The organism is Streptomyces coacervatus, assembly GCF_029223485.1.
Classification (GTDB): domain Bacteria; phylum Actinomycetota; class Actinomycetes; order Streptomycetales; family Streptomycetaceae; genus Streptomyces; species Streptomyces coacervatus.
The window spans coordinates 337,418-357,349 of record NZ_JARHTP010000012.1; the positions used below are offsets into that span (position 1 = coordinate 337,418).

Annotated in this window: 2 protein-coding genes; both read right to left on the bottom strand. The window is 72.1% G+C overall.

The features are described from left to right. Nucleotides 1-2: 2 nt before the first annotated feature. Nucleotides 3-10,190 (bottom strand): type I polyketide synthase, encoded by a 10,188-nt coding sequence (locus tag P2Q00_RS29075; RefSeq protein ID WP_275776017.1) that lies wholly within the window; start codon nucleotides 10,188-10,190, stop codon nucleotides 3-5. A 59-nt stretch (nucleotides 10,191-10,249) separates the two neighbouring features. Next, nucleotides 10,250-19,932: type I polyketide synthase (locus P2Q00_RS29080; protein ID WP_439145906.1), on the bottom strand; the 9,683-nt coding region annotated here is incomplete at its 5' end.

Below are 19,932 nucleotides of genomic sequence, written 5' to 3' on the forward strand. Positions count from 1 at the left end.
CGTCAGGGCTGGTTGCCGTCGAGAGCCATATCGATCAGATGCTGCACGTCCAGCTCGTCGATGTCGTCGGGGGACAACCCCTGATCACCGTCGTCGGCGGCTGGGGTCGGCTGGGGGTCGGCGAGTTCCAGCAGTGCCTCCAGCAGGCCCGCCTCCCGGATGCGGCCGAGCGGGAGCGCCGCCAGCTTCCTGCGCAGCTCGGCCTCCTGCGGGTCGCCGTCCGGCGCGGGGCCGGTGCCGCCGTCGGGCAGCAGCGCGGCCAGCAGGTGCCCGGCGAGCGCGGCGGGGTTCGGGTAGTCGAACACCAGGGTGGCGGGCAGGGAGAGTCCGGTGGCGGTCCTGAGCCGGTCGCGGAGCTCTACGGCGGTCAGGGAGTCGAAGCCCAGTTCCTTGAAGGCACGGCCGGCCTCGACGGCGTCGGGCGAATCGTGTCCCAGGGCGAGCGCCGCATGTGTGCACACCAGATCGAGCAGCAGGGTCGTACGGTCGTCGGTGTCGAGCCCGGTCAACTGCTCGCGCAGGGCGGGGGCTTCGCCCCCCGGGTCGCCGGGTGTGCCGTCGTCGCCGTGCAGGGCTGCGCGCACCTCCGGCAGGTCCGCGATGAGCGGGCGGGGACGGGCGGCGGTGAAGGCCGGGGCGAAGCGCGCCCAGTCCACGTCGGCGACGGTGACGGTGGCCTCGGGGGCGCCGACGGCCTCCCGCAGTGCCGCCAGGTTGGTCTCCGGTGCCATGGGCGGCAGTCCTCGGCGGCGCAGTTGTTCCTCCGCGTCCCCTTCGGCGGCCATGCCGCCGTCCGCCCAGGGCCCCCAGGCGATGGCGGTGGCCGCCAGTCCACGCGCCCTGCGCTGTTCGGCGAGCGCGTCGAGGAAGGCGTTGGCCGCCGCATAGGCGCCCTGGCCGCCGCTGCCCCACACGCCGGCGATCGACGAGAACAGCACGAAGGCGTCCAGCGTGTCGTCCTGGAAGAGGGCGTCCAGGTGTACGGCGCCGGTGGTCTTGGCGGCGACGACCTCCGCGAACTCCGGCAGAGCCGTCGCGGTGCCCGGGGGCTGCGACACGCCCGCCGCGTGCACGACCGCGCGCACCGGCGCACCGTCCGCGGCGAGTTTCCCGACCAGGGCCTGGAGCGCGGACCGGTCGGCCACGTCGCAGGCCGCGATCGTCACCTCGGCACCCAGGCCGGACAGTTCGGCGGTCAGTCGGGCCGCGCCCGGGGCGTCGGCGCCGCGGCGGCTGAGCAGCACCAGCCGCTCTGCGCCGTTGCGCGCCAGCCAGCGGGCGACGTGGGCACCGAGTGCGCCCGTGCCACCCGTGACCAGCACCGTGCCACGCGGTGTCCAGGAGCTGGCGGGACCGGTGGTGTCCCGAGGCGCGCGTTCGAGTCGGCGCAGGTAGGTGCCGGAGGGCCGGACCGCCACTTGGTCCTCGGCGCCGTCGGCGGTGAGAACGCCGACCAGCCGGTCGGCGGTCCGCTCGTCGACGGTCTCCGGGAGGTCGACCAGGCCGCCCCAGTGCTCGGGCTCCTCCAGCGCCGTCACCCGGCCCAGGCCGGCGACCTGGGCCTGGAGGGTGCTGAGCAGCGGGTCGTCGCCGTCCACCGCGACCGCGCCGCGGGTGACGCACCACAGCGGCGCGCCGATGCCGGCCGACGGGAGGGCCTGTGTCACGGCGGCGGTCAGCGCCAGTCCGGCGGGGACGGCGGGGTGCCCGGGATGCGGCTGCTCGTCCAGCGCGAGCAGGGAGAGCACACCGGTGACGGGTACGGCGTCGGGCACGTCGGCGGCCGCTCGCCGCAGCCGCTCGGCCAGCGCTTCGACGTCCTCGTCCGGCACGCCGACAGGGACCCGCACGATGCCGGCCCCGGCGCGCTCCAGTGCGCCGGTGAGGCCGTCGATCCAGGAGTCGTCGGACAGTGCGGTCGGCACCACGGTCAGCCAGGTCCCGGCCATGCGCACGGTCGCGGACTCGGAACGGACCTGCGTCTCCGCCTGCCGCTTCCACGCGACGCGGTAGCGACGCTCCGCCACGGTGGAGCGTTCGCGCTGCTGCCGGTGCCAGGACGCCAGCGCCGGGAGTACGGCGCTGAGCGGCTGGTCCGCGTCCACGGCCAGTTCGGCGCCGAGTTCGCTCAGGTCTTCGCGTTCGACCGCCGCCCAGAAACGCTCGTGCACGACGTCCGGGGCGCCGCCGTCCTGCCTTCCCGCGGCCGCCAGGGGCGCTTCGGGCCAGAACCGGCGACGCTGGAAGGCGTAGGTGGGCAGGTCGACGCGGCGGGCGCCGGTATCGGCGAAGTACGCCTGCCAGTCGATGTGTGCGCCGCGCGCGTGAGCGCGGCCGAGTGCGGTGGTCAGTGTCCGGGCCTCCGGCCGTCCCCTGCGCAGGGCGGGCAGACAGACCGCGTCGGAGCCGTCGAGGCAGTCCTGGACCAGCGCCGAGAGGACACCGTCCGGGCCGAGTTCGAGGAACGTGGTGACCTGCTGCGTCCGGAGTGCCCGCACGCCGTCCAGGAACCGCACCGCCTCGCGGGCATGCCGCACCCAGAACTCCGGTGTGTCCATCTCGCCGGGGCCCACCACGGCTCCGGTGAGACACGAGACGACCGGCGTGGCCGGCGGACGGTAGACGAGTCCCTCGGCGACCTTCCTGAAGTCGGCCAGCATGCCTTCCATGAGCGGCGAGTGGAACGCGTGGCTCACCGTGAGGCGCTTGGTCTTCACCCCCTGTCCGGCGAGTCCGGACGCGATCCGCGTCACCTCGCTCTCGTCGCCCGCGATGACCACCGAAGTGGGGCCGTTGACGGCCGCGATGCCGACCTGATCGGTCAGATACTGCGTGACCTGCTCCTCGGTGGCCTGGACGGCCAACATGACGCCGCGGTCGGGCAGTTGCTGCATCAGACGCGCCCGAGCGGACACCAGAGTGCAGGCGTCCTCCAGGGACAGCACACCGGCGCAGTGCGCCGCGGCCAGTTCGCCGATCGAGTGGCCCGCCAGGAAGTCCGGCTGCAGGCCCCAGGCCTGCAGCAGCCGGAAGAGTGCGACCTCGATCGCGAACAGGGCCGGTTGTGCGTATGCCGTCTCGTCGATCAGGTCGCCCTGCTCGCCGAAAAGTACGTCCTTCAAGGCGGGGTCGAGACCCTGGCACACCTCGTCGAAGGCCCGGGCGAAGACCGGGTAGGTGTCGTGGAGTTCCCGGCCCATGCCCAGTCGCTGGCTGCCCTGACCGGTGAACAGGAACGCCAGTTTGCCCTCCGTCGGCACATCCTGCGCGGTGCCGGCCGGCGGCTCGCCGTCGGCCAGTGCGCGCAGTTGCCGCGGGAGCGCCTCCTCGTGATCGGCATCGACGACCAGTACGGCCCGCTGCTCCAACCCGGCACGACCCGTCGCCAGGGAGTAGGCGAGGTCCAGCGGGCGCAGCCCCGGCTGTGCGGCAAGCTGCGCGTGCAGCCGCTCGGCCTGCTCACGCAGTGCCTGCCCGCTGCCGGCCGACAGCGCGAAGGGCAGGACCGGCAACACCGCACCCGGCACCGCCTCGGCCTCCGCCTCCACCTCGGGCGCCTGCTCGATGATCGTGTGGGCGTTGGTGCCGCTGATACCGAAGGACGACACACCCGCCCGGCGCGGACGCCCGGTCTCCGGCCACTCCCGCGCCTCGGCCAGCAGCGACACTTCACCTGCCGCCCAATCGACATGCGGCGTCGGCTCGTCCACGTGCAGGGTCTGCGGCAGCACACCATGCCGCATCGCCAGCACCATCTTCATGATCCCCGCGACACCGGCCGCCGCCTGCGTGTGACCGATGTTCGACTTGATCGAACCCAGCCACAACGGCGCGTCCTGGGCACGCTCCTGGCCGTAGGTGGCCAGCAACGCCTGCGCCTCGATCGGGTCACCCAGCGTCGTACCCGTACCGTGCGCCTCCACCGCATCCACATCGGCGGCCGACAGCCCGGCACTCGCCAGCGCCTGACGGATCACCCGCTGCTGCGACGGACCGTTCGGCGCCGTCAGACCATTGCTCGCACCGTCCTGGTTCACCGCCGAGCCGCGGACCACCGCCAGCACGGGGTGACCGTTGCGGCGGGCGTCCGAGAGCCGCTCCACCAGCAGCATGCCCACACCCTCACCCCAGCCGGTGCCGTCCGCACCCGCCGCGAACGCCTTGCACCGGCCGTCCGCCGACAGGCCGCCCTGACGGCTGAACTCGGCGAAAGTGCCGGGTGTCGACATCACGGTGACACCGCCGGCCAGGGCGAGCGCGCACTCGCCGTTGCGCAGCGCCTGGATCGCCCAGTGCAGGGCGACCAGCGAGGAGGAGCACGCCGTGTCCACCGTCACCGCGGGGCCTTCGAGACCGAGGACGTAGGCGACCCGGCCGGATATGACGCTGCTCGCATTGCCGGTCATCACGTGACCGGCGACCGTGTCCGCCATGTCGTCGAGTCCGGTGTCGTAACCGCTGTACGCGGCGCCGACGAACACGCCGGTGCGGGAGCCCCGCAGCGCACCCGGGTCGATCCCGGCGCTTTCGAAGGCCTCCCAGGAGGTCTCCAGCAGCAGGCGCTGCTGCGGGTCCATGGCGAGCGCCTCACGCGGCGAGATCCCGAAGAACGCCGCGTCGAACCGGTCCGCGTCGTGCAGGAAGCCTCCCGCCCGGGCGGGGCCGCCGTCCGGCGAGTACGAAGCCGCGTCCGCGTCCCAGCCGCGGCCGACGGGGAAGCCGGAGATGGCATCGCTCCCCGACTCCAGCAGCTGCCAGAGCTCTTCGGGCGAGGCCACGCCACCGGGGAAGCGGCAGCTCATGGCCACGACGGCGATGGGATCGTCGCCACCGGCACCGCCTGCGAGCGGTACGACCTCGGCGGCGCCGGTCGCGTTCCCGGTGCCGAGGAGCGTCTCGCGCAGATGGCGGGCGAGCGCCGAGGCGTTGGGGTAGTCGTAGACGAGCGTGGTCGGCAGGCGCAGTCCGGTCGCCGTGTTCAGCCGGTTACGCAGGTCCACGGCGGTGAGGGAGTCGAAGCCCACGTCCTTGAAGGCCCGTGCCGGCTCCACCGACTCCGGTCCGGAGTGGCCCAGCACGGCCGCCACATGGGTGCGCACGAGCTCCAGCAGAGTCCGCTCCTGATCGGCGGGGAGCAGTCCACGCAGCCGGCCGGCCAGCGCCGAGCCGCCGTCGGCCGCCGTGGCGGCACCACGCCGCCGGGGGGCACGGATCAGCGTACGGAACAGCGGGGGGACCGATCCGGTGCCGGCCGCTGCGTCGCGGATGGCCGCGAGGTCCAGGCGGGCGGGGAGGAGAACGGACCGGTCACTGCGCAGGGCGCTGTCGAACAGGGCCATGCCCTCCGCCGAGGAGAGCGCGCCCATGCCGGCCCGTGCCATGCGCCGCAGGTCGGCCTCGTCCAGACCTCCGGTGATTCCGCTGGCTTCGGCCCACAGGCCCCAGGCCAGCGAGATCGCCGCGTGGCCCTGGGCGCTGCGGTGCCGGGCCAGCGCGTCGAGATACGCGTTGGCCGCGGCGTAGTTGGCCTGTCCGGGACTGCCGAGGACTCCGGCGGCCGCCGAGAACAGCACGAATGCCGACAGGTCCAGGTCGCGGGTGAGGTCGTGCAGATGCCAGGCGGCGTCCACCTTGGGCCGCAGCACTCGCTCGAGGCGATCGGGCGTCAGCGAGGGAAGCACGCCGTCGTCGAGCACGCCCGCCGTGTGCACCACGGCGGTCAACGGGTGCTCAACGGGTACGGAGGCCAGCAGGGCGGCCAGCGCCTCACGGTCGGCCGCGTCGCAGGCGGCCACGGTCACCTCGGCTCCCAACTCGGCGAGCTCGGCGACCAGTTCCTCGGCGCCATCGGCAGCGAGCCCCCGGCGGCCGGCCAGCAGCAGATGCCGTACACCGTGTTCCGTCACCAGGTGCCGGGCGCACAGCGCACCCAGCGTGCCGGTTCCGCCCGTCACCAGCACCGTGCCCTGCGGGTCGATCGGGCGGGGCTGCCGCTCCGCTCCGGCCGCCGCACGGATCAGCCGCGGGGCGAGCAGTCCGCCGCCGCGTACGGCCAGTTCCGGCTCCGTGCACATCAGCGCCTCGGCGGGCACGGAGACCGCGGAGTCCTCGGGGTCCAGGTCGACCAGGAGGAACCGACCGGGATTCTCGGTCTCCGCGGAGCGCACCAGGCCCCACACACAGGCGCCGGCCAGGTCGGTGACGTCCTCGTCGGCCGTGGCCACGGCGCCGCGCGTGACGAAGGCCAGGCGCGAGCCGGCGAAGCGTTCGTCCGCCAGCCACTCCTGGGCCAGGGCGAGCGCCCACTGCGCCGCGCCGTGCGCGGCATGTGCGGTGTGCGGGGCGGGTGCCGACTGCGGCTGCGGATCGCCGGATGCCGGGGGTGGGCAGGACACGAGGAGCACGTCCGGGACGGTCATGCCTGCGTCGGCGGCCGCGGCGAGCGCGGCCAGGTCGTCGTACCGCTCCATGGCCGAGTCGGACGGTTCGAGCGGGTGTGCCGAGACCAGCGCGGCGGAGACCGGCTCGGCGTCAGGGGCGACGATCTCGGACCAGACCGGCTCGAACAGGGGCACGAGGCCGGTGGCACGCGCGCCGTCGGCCGGGACGGTCTCCGCCGCCGGGCGCAGGGTGAGGCGGTCGACGCGAGCCACCGGCGCACCGGTGGCGTCCGCCGCCTCCAGCAGGAAAGTGCCGCCCGCGGCGGGTGTGAGCCGCATCCGCACCTCCGTGGCACCCACCGCGTACAGCGCGACGCCGTGCCAGGCCGCCGGTACGAGCGGGGCGCCGGAACCGCACGCCGCGGCGAGGTGCGCGGCTGCCTCCAGCAGCGCGGGGTGCAGGGCGAAGCCGGTGGTGTCCGCGCCCTCGGGAAGCCGCACGTCGGCGCAGAGTTCGTCCCCGTGCCGCCAGACGGCACTCATCCCTTGGTACAGCGGCCCGCATTCGAGCCCGACCGCCTCGTAATCCTCGTACAGAGCGCCGACTTCGACACCCTGCGCATCGGCCGGCGGCCATTCCGTCAGCGTGAACGCCGGCTCCGGCGCCGCCGCGTCTAGTACGCCGCTGGCATGGCGCCGCCACGGTATGTCCCCGTCCCCGTCGTGCCGTCCGGCGTGCGAGGAGACGGTGAAAGTCCGCCGTCCGCCCTCATCGGCGGAGTCCACCACGACCTGGACCCGCACCGCACCCTGCGCCGGCACGATCAGCGGTTCGTGGAGCGTCAGCTCCACCAGGTGGTCGCAACCGGCCTGGTCGCCTGCGTGGAGGGCCAGTTCGACGTACGCCGCACCGGGCAGCACGGCGTTCCCGGCAAGCCTGTACTCGTTGAGCGAAGGATGGGTCTGCGGAGACAACCGGCCGGTGAACACATACGCGTCGGCACCGGCCACGGGTACCGCGGCAGTCAGCAGCGCATGACCGGCCTCCTCCAGACCGGCGGCGGTCACGTCACCGGCTCGGGAACCGGGTGCCAGCCAGTAGTGCCGATGCTGGAACGCATACGTCGGCAACTCCACCCGCCCTGCGCCGGTACCCGCGAAACAGGCCTCCCAGTCAATGCCGACACCACGCACATGCGCCTGGGCGAGGGCCGCGGTCAGGGTCCCGGGTTCGGGGCGGCCCGCGCGGAGCACCGGTACGAACGCGTGGTCCTCGCCGGTGAGGCAGTCCTGCGCCATCGCCGAGAGGACACCGTCGGGGCCCAGCTCGATGAACGTGGTCACGTTCTGGGCTTCGAGGGTGCCGATGCCGTCGCGGAAGCGCACCGCTTCTCGGGCATGACGGACCCAGAAGCCGGGGTCAGTGAGCTCCTCGGCGGTCGCGAGAGCGCCGGTGAGGTTGGAGACCACCGGGATCCGCGGAGCCTCGTAGGTCAAGCCTTCGGCGACCTGGCGGAAGGCCTCCAGCATCGGATCCATGTGCGGGGAGTGGAACGCATGACTGACCGTCAGACGCTTCGACTTGCGGCCCTGCTCCTCGAAGGAAGCGGCAATGCCGAGCACGGCGTCCTCGTCGCCCGCGATGACCACGGAGGTCGGGCCGTTGACCGCGGCGATGCTCACTGCGTCGGTCAGGTACGGGGTGACCTCGTCCTCGGTCGCCTGCACCGCCACCATCGCCCCACCGGACGGCAGCTCCTGCATCAGCCGACCACGCGCCGCCACCAGCGTGCAGGCGTCCGCGAGTGAGAGCACACCCGCACAATGCGCAGCCGCGATCTCACCGATCGAATGGCCGGAGACGAAGTCCGGCCGCACACCCCACGACTCCAGCAGCCGGAACAGCGCCACCTCCACCGCAAACAACGCGGGCTGGGTGTACGCCGTCTGGTCCAGGATCCCCGGCTCGTCGCCGAACACCGCCTCCCGCAGCGGCAGTTCGAACCGCTCGAAGACCTCGTCCAGCGCCCGGGCGAACACGGGATACGCGTCGTACAACTCCCGGCCCATGCCCGCACGCTGACTGCCCTGACCGGTGAACAAGAATGCCGTCTTGCCCGACGCGACCGACCCGGTCACCAGACCGGCCGCCGTGCCACGCCCCTCGGCCAGCGCCTCAAGCCCCGCCAACAGACCGTCACGACCACCCGCCACGACCACCGCACGCCGCTCCAAAGCAGCACGCGTCGTCGCCAACGAATACGCCACATCGACCGGTTCGCAACCGGAGTCCCCGGCGACACGGTCAAGCAACCGCCGCGCCTGCCCCCGCAGAGCACCCTCGGTCCGACCCGACAACACCCACGGCACCACCGGCAGCGGTACGAGGCCGTCCTGCGCCCCCTCCTCGACCTCCAGCTGAGGTGCCTGCTCGATGATCGTGTGCGCATTGGTGCCGCTCACACCGAAGGCCGAGACCGCGGCCCGGCGCGGCTGACCCGTCTCCGGCCACTCCCGCGCCCCGGTCAGCAGCCGCACCGTACCCGCCGACCAGTCCACGTCCGGCGTCGGCTCGTCCACATGCAGCGTCCTCGGCAGCACACCATGACGTATCGCCATCACCGTCTTGATGACCCCGGCGACACCCGCGGCGGCCTGCGCGTGCCCGATATTGGACTTCAGCGAGCCCAGCCAGAGCGGCCGCTCCTCGGCACGCTCCTGGCCGTAGGTGGCGATGAGCGCCTGCGCCTCGATCGGATCACCCAGCCGGGTTCCGGTGCCGTGCGCCTCCACCGCGTCGACTTCACCGGCCGACAGCCGGGCGTTCTCCAGCGCCTGACGGATCACCCGCTGCTGCGCGGGTCCGTTGGGCGCCGTCAGGCCGTTGCTCGCGCCGTCCTGGTTGACGGCGCTGCCCCGCACCACAGCCAGAACCTTGTGCCCGTTCTTCCGGGCGTCGGACAGCCGCTCGACCAGCAGCACGCCCACGCCCTCGGACCAGCCGGTGCCGTCCGCCGCCGCGGCGAACGACTTGCAGCGGCCGTCGGCGGACAGCCCCCGCTGCCGGCTGAACTCCACGAACACATCGGGCGACGGCATCACCGTCACACCGCCGACCAGCGCGAGTGAGCACTCGCGCTGTCGCAGCGCCTGAGTGGCCCAGTGCAGGGCGACCAGTGAGGAGGAGCAGGCGGTGTCGACGGTGGCCGCCGGTCCCTCCAGGCCGAGGACATAGGCGATACGGCCGGAGAGCACGCTGGTGGCGCCGCCGGTCAGCATGAGGCCTTCGAGGTCTTCGGGCGTCTCCTTCAGGTCGGCGCCGTAGCCCATCGATCCGGCGCCGACGAAGACTCCCGTACGGCTGCCCCGCAATGACACGGGATCGATTCCGGCGTTTTCCAACACCTCCCAGGAAGCCTCCAGCAGGATCCGCTGCTGCGGGTCCATCGCCAGTGCCTCACGCGGCGAGATGCCGAAGAATTCGGCGTCGAATTCGGCTGCGCCGTCCAGGAATCCGCCGCCGGTGTTGTAGAAGGTGCCTTTGCGATCCGGATCCGAATCGGCCATCGCGTCGATGTCCCAGCCCCGGTCGGCAGGGAATCCGGAAACGGCGTCCCCGCCGTCGGCCACCAGGCGCCACAGGTCCTCGGGCGATCCCACGCTGCCCGGGAAGCGGCAGCTCATGCCGACGATCGCGATGGGCTCCCGGGCATCCGTCTCCACCTCGTCGAGGCGGCGACGGGCCCGGCGCAGCTCAGCGGTCATCCACTTCAGATTGTCCAGAAGCTTTTCTTCATTTGCGGTAGCCACTGAAACGTCACCCCTTGAGAAGAGCCGGAAACGGCACGGAATTGTGTGCGCTCATCACGTCAGGAGCGTCCGAATTCGTTGTTGATGATGTCGAAGATGTCGTCGACCGACGCCGATTCCAGGTCGTTGCCGTCGTCGTCACCGGCGGTCGCGCTGTCGGTCTCGTTCCACTTGCGCAGCAGTTTCTCCAGGCGAGCGGTGACGTTCGCGCGTTCCGCGCTGTCCGCCGCGACGGACGACAGGATGAACTCCAGTCGGTCGATCTCGGCGACTGCGGGGAGCGCCGGTGCGCTCTGCTCGCCGAGGAGCTCGGCTCGCAGGTGTCCGGCGACCGCGGCCGGCGTCGGGTGGTCGAAGACCAGGCTCGCGGGCAGCCTGAGCCCGCTCGCGGTCCCGAGACGGTTGCGCAGTTCGACGGCGGTGAGCGAGTCGAAACCGAGCTCCTTGAAGGCGCGCCCTGCTTCCACGGCGGTGCTGCCGCTGTGCCCCAGCACCGCCGCGACGTGCGTGCGTACCAGGTCCAGCAGCATGTCCTCCGCCTCGGCGCCGGACAGCGCGGACAGCCGCTGCCGCAGCGACTCGGCGTCCTGCGCCGCGCCGTCGCCCCCGCGTTCGGCCCCGGTGCCGGTGTCCGCCTCGGCGAGCACGCGGCGTACCTCGGGCAGGTCGGCGATGAGGGGACGCGGCCGTGCGGCGGTGAACGCGGGTACGAAGCGCTCCCAGTCGACGTCGGCGACCGTCACCGTCGTCTCGGCACGATCCAACGCTCCCTGCAGAGCGCTGATCGACCGCTGTACCGGCAGCACCGGCAGCCCACGGCGGCGCAGCTGCTCGGCCGCCTCGTCGTCGGCCACCAGGCCGCCGTCGGCCCAGGGGCCCCAGGCGATGGCGGTGGCCGCCAGTCCGCGCGCCCTGCGCTGTTCGGCGAGTGCGTCGAGGAAGGCGTTGGCCGCCGCATAGGCGCCCTGGCCGCCGCTGCCCCACACACCGGCGATCGACGAGAACAGCACGAAAGCGTCCAGTGGTGCGTCGGCGAACAACGCGTCGAGGTGCGCCGCACCCGTCACCTTGGCGGCCATCACCTCGGCGATGTCGCCGGGACCCGTCTGCGCGAGCGGCGCGTACTGGCCGGCGCCCGCGGTGTGCACGACGGCAGTCACGCGGGGCACTCCTGCCAGCAGCCCCTCAAGTGCGTCCCGGTCGGTGACGTCGCACGCGGCGACCGTCACCTGGACGCCCATCCCGGTCAACTCGGCGGTCAGCGCCTCGGCTCCGGGTGCCTCGGGTCCGCGTCGGCTGGTGAGCACCAGGTGCTCGGCGCCGTTGCCGGCGAGCCACCGGGCCACGTGGGCACCGAGCGCCCCCGTGCCTCCGGTCACCAGGACCGTGCCCCGAGGCTTCCATGCGCCGGCGGCGGGGACCTGCGTGTCCTTCTCCGACGCGTGGGCCAGGCGGCGTACCAGAACTCCCGGTGTCCGCAGCGCGAGCTGGTCCTCGTCGCCGGCTCCGGCCAGGACAGCGACCAGGCGCGCGGCGGCGCGCTCGTCGAGGGTCTCGGGCAGGTCGACCAGACCGCCCCACCGCTCGGGGTGTTCCAGTGCCACTACCCGGCCCAGCCCCCACACCTGCGCCTGTGCGGCGCTGCGCGGCCGGTCCGACGTCGAGGTGCCCACCGCTCCCTCGGTGACACACCACAGCGGAGCGTCGACGCCGGCCTCCCCGAGCGCCCGCACCAGGTCTCCGGTGCGCAGCACTCCCCGGGAGACCGCCGCGTACCGCGGATGCGACCGCTCGTCCAGCGCCAGCAGCGAGAGGACACCCTGTGGCGTCTCGCCGCCCAGCTCGGCGCGCAGGCGCTCGGCAAGGAGGGCGGACTCCGTGCGGGTGTCGACTCCGGTGCCGGTGTCCGTGCTGGTGTCCGCGTCGGTACCGGTGTCCGTGTCGGTGAGCGTGATCCGGCGTACGGTGACGCCCGCCGAGCGCAACGCGTCGACGACCTCACGCACGCGGGCGTCGTCCGCCCCGGTGGCGGGCACCACGGTCAGCCAGGTGCCCGTCATCCGCGCCGCGTCCGGCTCGGCCAGCGGCTTCCAGACCACCCTGTAGCGCCAGCCGTCCACGGTGGACTGCTCCTGCCGCTGCCGGCGCCACGCCGACAGTGCCGGCAGTACGTCGCTCAGCGGCTGGTTCGCGTCGATCGCCAACTCGGCGGTGAGCGCGGTCAGGTCCGCGTTGTCGACGGCCTCCCAGAAACGGGACTCGTCCGAGTGGTCCGGAGCATCGCCGCCCGGCTCCGCCGCGGCGTGCACGGCGTCGTCGAGCCAGTACCGCCGACGCTGGAAGGGGTAGGTGGGCAGGTCGACGCGGCGGGCGCCGGTGCCGGTGTAGTAGGCCTGCCAGTCGATGACGATGCCTCGGGTGTGCGCCGCGGCGAGCGCCGCGGCGAGGGTGTCGACCTCCTGACGGCCCGCGCGGAGCGCGGGGAGGAAGGCATGGTCGTCGCCGGTGACGCACTCCTGCGCCAGCGCGGACAGGACCCCGTCCGGTCCGAGCTCGATGAACGTGGTCACATCCTGCGCTTCGAGGGCACGGATGCCGTCGTGGAAGCGCACGGCCTCACGGACGTGGCGCACCCAGAAGTCGGCCGTGCCGATCTCCTCGGCGGCCGCGACGGCGCCGGTGAGGTTGGAGACGACCGGGATCCGCGGGGCCTCGTACGACAGGCCCTCCACGACCTTGCGGAAGTCGGCCAGCATGCCGTCCATGTGCGGGGAGTGGAAGGCGTGACTGACCGTCAGGCGCTTCGTCTTACGGCCCTGCTCCTCGAAGCGGGCCGCGATCCGCAGTACGACGTCCTCGTCACCGGAGACCACCACCGAGGTGGGACCGTTGACCGCGGCGATGCTCGCGACGTCCGTCAGGTACGGGATGACCTCGTCCTCGGCCGCCTGCACCGCCACCATCGCCCCACCGGCTGGCAGCTCCTGCATCAGCCGGCCACGCGCGGCGACCAGCGTGCAGGCGTCCTCCAGCGAGAACACACCCGCACAATGCGCCGCCGCGATCTCACCGATCGAGTGACCGGAGACGAAGTCCGGCTTGACGCCCCACGATTCGAGGAGCCGGAACAGCGCCACCTCCACCGCGAACAACGCGGGCTGCGTGTACGACGTCCGGCCGAGCAGTTCCTCGTCCTCGCCGAACATCACCTCACGCAGCGGCCGTTCGAGGTGGGCATCCAGGTGGGCGCACACCGCGTCCAGCGCATCCGCGAACACCGGATAGGCGTCGTACAGCTCCCGGCCCATCCCCGGCCGCTGGCTGCCCTGACCGGTGAAGAGCAGCGCCGTGCGACCGTCGCCTGCCGCGCCCCGGAGCACCTGCGGGCCCGGCTCCCCCGCCGCCAGCGCGGCGAGCCCCTCCAGCAGGACCTCCCGGTCACCGCCGACGACGGCAGCGCGCAGTTCCAGAGCCGCTCGTGACGTCGCCAGCGAATAGGCGACATCGACCGGCCGTATCTCCGCGCCCGTAGCGAGCCGTACCCGCATACGCTCGGCCTGCGCCCGCAGCGCGTCCTCGGACTTGGCGGACAGCACCCAGGTCTGGACGGCGGGCGGTGTCGCCGGTGCCGTCACCTCGGTGGTGTGGCCGGCGGGGGCCTCTTCGAGGATGGTGTGGGCGTTGGTGCCGCTGAAACCGAAGGAGGAGATCGCCGCCCGGCGGGGGCGGCCGGTCTCCGGCCACTCCCGCGCCTCGGTCAGCAGCTCGACCGCACCCGCGGACCAGCCCACGTGCGGCGTCGGCTCGTCCACGTGCAGGGTCTGCGGCAGCACACCGTGCCGCATCGCCAACACCATCTTGATGATGCCCGCGACACCGGCCGCCGCCTGCGTGTGACCGATGTTCGACTTGATCGAGCCCAGCCACAACGGCCGGTCCCCGGCACGCTCCTGCCCGTAGGTGGCGATCAGCGCCTGCGCCTCGATCGGGTCACCCAGCGTGGTGCCGGTGCCGTGTGCCTCCACCGCGTCGACGTCCGACGCCGACAACTGGGCGTGGGCGAGGGCCTGGCGGATGACGCGCTGCTGCGAGGGACCGTTGGGGGCGGTCAAGCCGTTGCTCGCGCCGTCCTGGTTCACCGCCGAGCCGCGGACCACCGCCAGCACGGGGTGGCCGTTGCGGCGGGCGTCGGAGAGCCGCTCCACCAGGAGCATGCCCACACCCTCGCCCCAGCCGGTGCCGTCCGCACCCGCCGCGAACGCCTTCACCCGGCCGTCGGCAGCAAGACCACGCTGCCGGCTGAACTCGATGAACGCGCCCGGCGAGGACATCACCGTGACACCACCGGCCAACGCCAGATCGCACTCACCACTGCGCAGCGCCTGGGCGGCCAGGTGCAGGGCGACCAGCGAGGACGAGCAGGCCGTGTCCACCGTCATCGCGGGGCCTTCGAGGCCGAAGACGTAGGCGAGCCGTCCGGAGACCACGCTCGCCGCGTTGCCCGTGCCCAGATATCCCTCAATGCCGTCCGGCAGGGTCTGCGCGAACGAGTCGTAGTCCTGGCCGTTGGTGCCCACGAACACGCCGGCCTGGCTGCCACGGGCGGCCGCCGGGTCGATCCCGGCCCGTTCGAACACCTCCCAGGTGGTCTCCAGCAGCAGCCGCTGCTGCGGGTCCATGGCGAGCGCCTCACGCGGCGAGATCCCGAAGAACGCCGGGTCGAACTCGGCGACGTCGTAGAGGAATCCGCCCTCGCGTGTGTAGCACGTGCCCTGCTGGTCCGGGTCGGGGCTGTAGAGGCGCTCGAGGTCCCAGCCGCGGTCGTGCGGGAACTCGGCGATCGCGTCCCCGCCGTTGGCCAGCAACTGCCACAGGTCTTCCGGCGACCGTACGCCGCCGGGGAAGCGGCAGGTCATCGCGACGATGGCGATCGGATCGTCCGCCACCTCGGCCGCCCGCGACACCGGGCCGTCGACCGCCGCCCCGGTTCCCAGCAGTTCGGTCCGGAGGTGGTCGGCCAGCGCGGACGCCGACGGATGGTCGAAGACGAGCGTGGCGGGCAGGTCGACACCGGTCGCCGCGCCGAGCCGATTGCGCAGCTCCACCGCGGTCAGCGAGTCGAATCCGAGCTCCTTGAAGGCGCGTTCCGCCCCGATCGCCGCGGAGCCGCTGTGCCCGAGCACCGCGGCCACATGGATGCGGACCAGGTCGAGGACCGTGCGCTCCTGCTCGGCGCGGGACATCGCGGCGAGCCGTTCCGCGAGCGGAGCTCCCGCGCTGCTTCCGGCACTCCCTGCGGCGAGGCCGTCCGTATTGTCGAGGACCCTGCGCACTTCAGGCAGATCGCCGATGAACGGACTGGGCCGCACCGCCACCAGGCCGGGCGTCAGCCGCTCCCAGTCGAAGTCGGCCACGGTCAGCACGGCCTCGCCGGAGTCGACAGCCTGGCGCAGCGCGCGGATGGCCGGGTCGACGGCCATCGGCGGTACGCCACCGCGGCGCATCCGCTCTGCCATGTCGTCGTCGGCGGCCATGCCCGCGGCCCAGGCGCCCCAGGCGATGGAGGTGGCGGGAAGGCCGTCCGTCCGGCGCTGCTGAGCGAGCGCGTCCAAGTAGGCGTTCGCGGCGGCGTAGTTGGCCTGTCCGCTGCTGCCCAGCGTGCCGCTGATCGACGAGAAGAGTACGAACGCCGACAGGTCCAGATCACGGGTCAGCTCGTGCAGATGGCGTGCCGAGTCGGCCTTGGCCTGCCACACGCGCTCGAACCGCTCCGGGGTCAGCCCATCCAGCACGCCGTCATCGAGCACACCCGCGGTGTGGATCACCGCTGTCAGCTCGGAGCGCAGCGGCTCCAGCAGCCGTGCCAGCGCCTCACGGTCCGCCACGTCACAGGCGGCGATGGTCACCCGGGCACCCGCCGCAACCAGCTCCGCCTCCAGCTCGGCCGCACCCGGCGCCTGCGCACCCCGCCGACTGGTCAGGACGAGGTGCCCGGCTCCGTTGCCTGCCAGCCAGCGGGCGACCTCGGCGCCGAGCGCGCCCGTACCGCCGGTGACCAGGACGGCACCCTTCGGCGTCCATGCGCCGTCCTCCGGAACGGCCTCGCTCTGCGCCGGACGCTCCAGCCGACGCGCGAAGATCCCGGACGCACGTACCGCGACCTGATCCTCGCCGCCCACACCGGCCAGCACATCCGCAAACCGCCCCCACGCACGCTCATCCACCACACCCTGCGGCAGATCCACCAGACCGCCCCAGCGCGCCGGAACCTCCAGCGCCGCGACCCGGCCCAGACCCCACACACCGGCCTGCACCGCACTGCCCAACCGGTCCGAACGACCCGTCGACACGGCACCCTGCGTCACACACCACAACGGCGCATCAATGCCCGCATCACCCAACGCCTGCACCAACACGGCAGACACCGACACACCAGCGGTCTCGTCCAACGCCAGCAAAGAGAGCACTCCGGAAGCACCGGCCTCCGCGGGCACCGCCGACCGGAGCACCTCGGCAACCTCATGCCGCTCCAGCCCCGCCGGCAACGTCACGGTGCACACGTCAACACCCCGGGAGGACAGCACCGCCGCAACGGCCCCGGCCAGACCCGCGTCCACGCCCTCTTCCGGTACGACCACCAGCCACGTACCGGACACGACACCAGCCGCACGCCCGGCCACCGGCTTCCACACCACCCGGTAACGCCAGCCGTCCACCACCGACCGCTCACGCACCTGCCGACGCCACGCCGACAACGCCGGCAGTACGGCTTCCAGCGCGTCGCCGTCGGCCGCAGGCATGTCGAGAGCCTCGGCAAGTGATGCGAGATCCTCGCGTTCCACTGCTTCCCAGAAACGCGCGTCCACCGAGTCGGCTTCGGCAGCACTCCGGCCGGCAGCGGGAACAGCGGGGATCTCCAGCCAGTAACGCTCCCGCTGGAAGGCGTAGGTGGGCAGGTCGGCCCGACGTGCACCGGTACCCGCGAAGTGCGTCTGCCAGTCGATCTCGACGCCTCGGACGTGGGCCTGGGCCAGGGCCGTGGTGAGGCTCGTCGCCTCGGGACGGTTCCTGCGCAGCACGGGGATGAACGTGTGGCCGTCCCCGGTGACGCAGTCCTGCGCCATCGCCGAGAGGACACCGTCCGGGCCGAGCTCGATGAACGTGGTGACGTTCTGCGCTTCGAGCGTACGGATGCCGTCGTGGAAACGGACGGCTTCGCGGACGTGACGGACCCAGAAGTCGGGGCTGGAGAGCTCGTCCGGGGTTGCGAGGGTGCCAGTGAGGTTGGAGACAACCGGGATGCGCGGGGCCTCGTACGACAAGCCCTCGACAACCTCGCGGAAGGCCTCCAGCATCCCGTCCATGTGCGGCGAGTGGAACGCGTGACTGACCGTCAGACGCTTCGTCTTCCGGCCCTGCTCCTCGAAGGCAGCAGCAATGCCGAGTACGGCGTCCTCGTCACCGGAGACCACCACCGAGGTGGGACCGTTGACGGCCGCAATGCTCACAGCGTCCGTCAGGTACGGGATGACCTCGTCCTCGGCGGCCTCGACGGCCACCATCGCACCACCGGCGGGTAGCTCCTGCATCAACCGGCCACGCGCGGCGACCAGCGTGCAGGCGTCCGCAAGTGAGAGCACACCCGCGCAGTGCGCGGCCGCGATCTCACCGATCGAGTGACCGGAGACGAAGTCCGGCCGCACGCCCCACGATTCCAGCAGCCGGAACAGCGCCACCTCGACGGCGAACAACGCGGGCTGCGTATACGCGGTCTGGTCGATCAGCTCGGCATCATCTCCGAACAGGGCGTCAGCCAGCAGAAGTTGGAAGTGCCCGCAGATCTCGTCCAGTGACCGAGCGAAGGCCGGATAGGCCTCGTACAGCTCCCCGCCCATTCCCAGCCGCTGGCTGCCCTGACCGGTGAACAGGAAGCCGAGCTTCCCTCCGGTCGTAGAGCCCTTGACCACGCCGACGGGCGATTCCCCGCTCGCCAGAGCGCCCAGCTGCTGCAGGAACTCATCGCGGTTGCCGGCGATCAGAACCGCCCGCTCCTCGAAGGCGGCTCGGCCGATCGCCAGCGAATAGCCGACATCGGTGAGCCGTATGTCGGAGTTGTCTTCCACATGATTACGCAGCCGCTCCGCCTGGGCGTGCAGTGCTTCGGCGCTCTTGGCGGACAGCATCCAAGGCACGACAGTCGGAGTCTTCGGAGCGTTGTCACCGCCCTCGACCTGCACCAGCTCATCCTCGAAAGCCGGTGCCTGTTCGATGATGGTGTGGGCGTTGGTGCCGCTGATGCCGAAGGACGACACACCGGCGCGGCGCGGGCGGCCGGTCTGCGGCCAGTCCCGGGCCTCGGTCAGCAGCTCGACCGCGCCCGCCGACCATTCGACGTGCGGCGTCGGCTCGTCGACGTGGAGGGTCTGCGGCAGCGTGCCGTGCCGCATCGCCATCACCATCTTGATGATCCCGGCGACACCGGCCGCGGCCTGCGTGTGACCGATGTTCGACTTGATCGAGCCCAGCCACAGCGGCGCGTCCTGGGCACGCTCCTGGCCGTAGGTGGCCAGCAGGGCCTGCGCCTCGATCGGGTCACCCAGCCGGGTGCCCGTGCCGTGCGCCTCCACCGCATCCACGTCCGACGTGCTCAGGCCGGCCGACGCCAGCGCCTGCCGGATCACCCGCTGCTGCGAGGGCCCGTTGGGAGCGGTCAGGCCATTGCTCGCACCGTCCTGGTTGACCGCCGAGCCGCGCACCACCGCCAGCACGGGATGGCCGTTCTTACGGGCATCCGACAGCCGCTCCACCAGCAGCATGCCCGCACCCTCACCCCAGCCGGTGCCGTCCGCACCCGCCGCGAACGCCTTGCACCGGCCGTCGGGGGCCAGCCCACGCTGCCGGCTGAAGTCCACGAACGTCTCCGGCGTGGCCATCACCGCCACACCACCGGCCAACGCCAGATCACACTCACCACTGCGCAACGCCTGAGCCGCCAGATGCAGGGCAACGAGCGAGGAGGAGCAGGCCGTGTCCACCGTCACCGCAGGACCCTCAAGCCCCAACGTGTACGCCACCCGGCCCGACGCAATACTCCCCGCATTCCCGGTCCCGATATACCCCTCGACCCCCTCCGGGAACTCCACCAGCCCCGCCAGATAGTCGTGATACATCACCCCCGCGAACACACCCGTCCGACTCCCCCGCACCGACCCCGGATCAATCCCCGCCCGCTCCAACGCCTCCCACGACGTCTCCAGCAGCAACCGCTGCTGCGGATCCATCGCCAACGCCTCACGCGGACTGATCCCGAAGAACCCCGGATCGAACTCCCCCGCCCCGTACAGGAAACCCCCCTCCCGCGTATACGACGTCCCCGCATGATCCGGATCCGGGTGATACAACCCCTCCAGATCCCAGCCCCGATCCGACGGGAAGACCGACACACCATCCCCGCCACCGGCCACCAGCCGCCACAAATCCTCCGGAGACTCCACACCCCCCGGAAAACGACAACTCATCCCCACAATCGCGACCAGATCATCCCCGACAACCCGACCACCACCAGCAACACCAGCGGCAACGGCACCGGCAGCAGGCACAAGTGCCGCCTCCGGGCCCTCCGGGCCCACCAGCTCATCCCGCAGATACCGCGCCAGATCACCCGGCGTCGGATAATCGAACACCAACGTCGCCGGCAACCGCAGCCCCGTAACCGACCTCAAGTCATTACGCAGCTCCACCG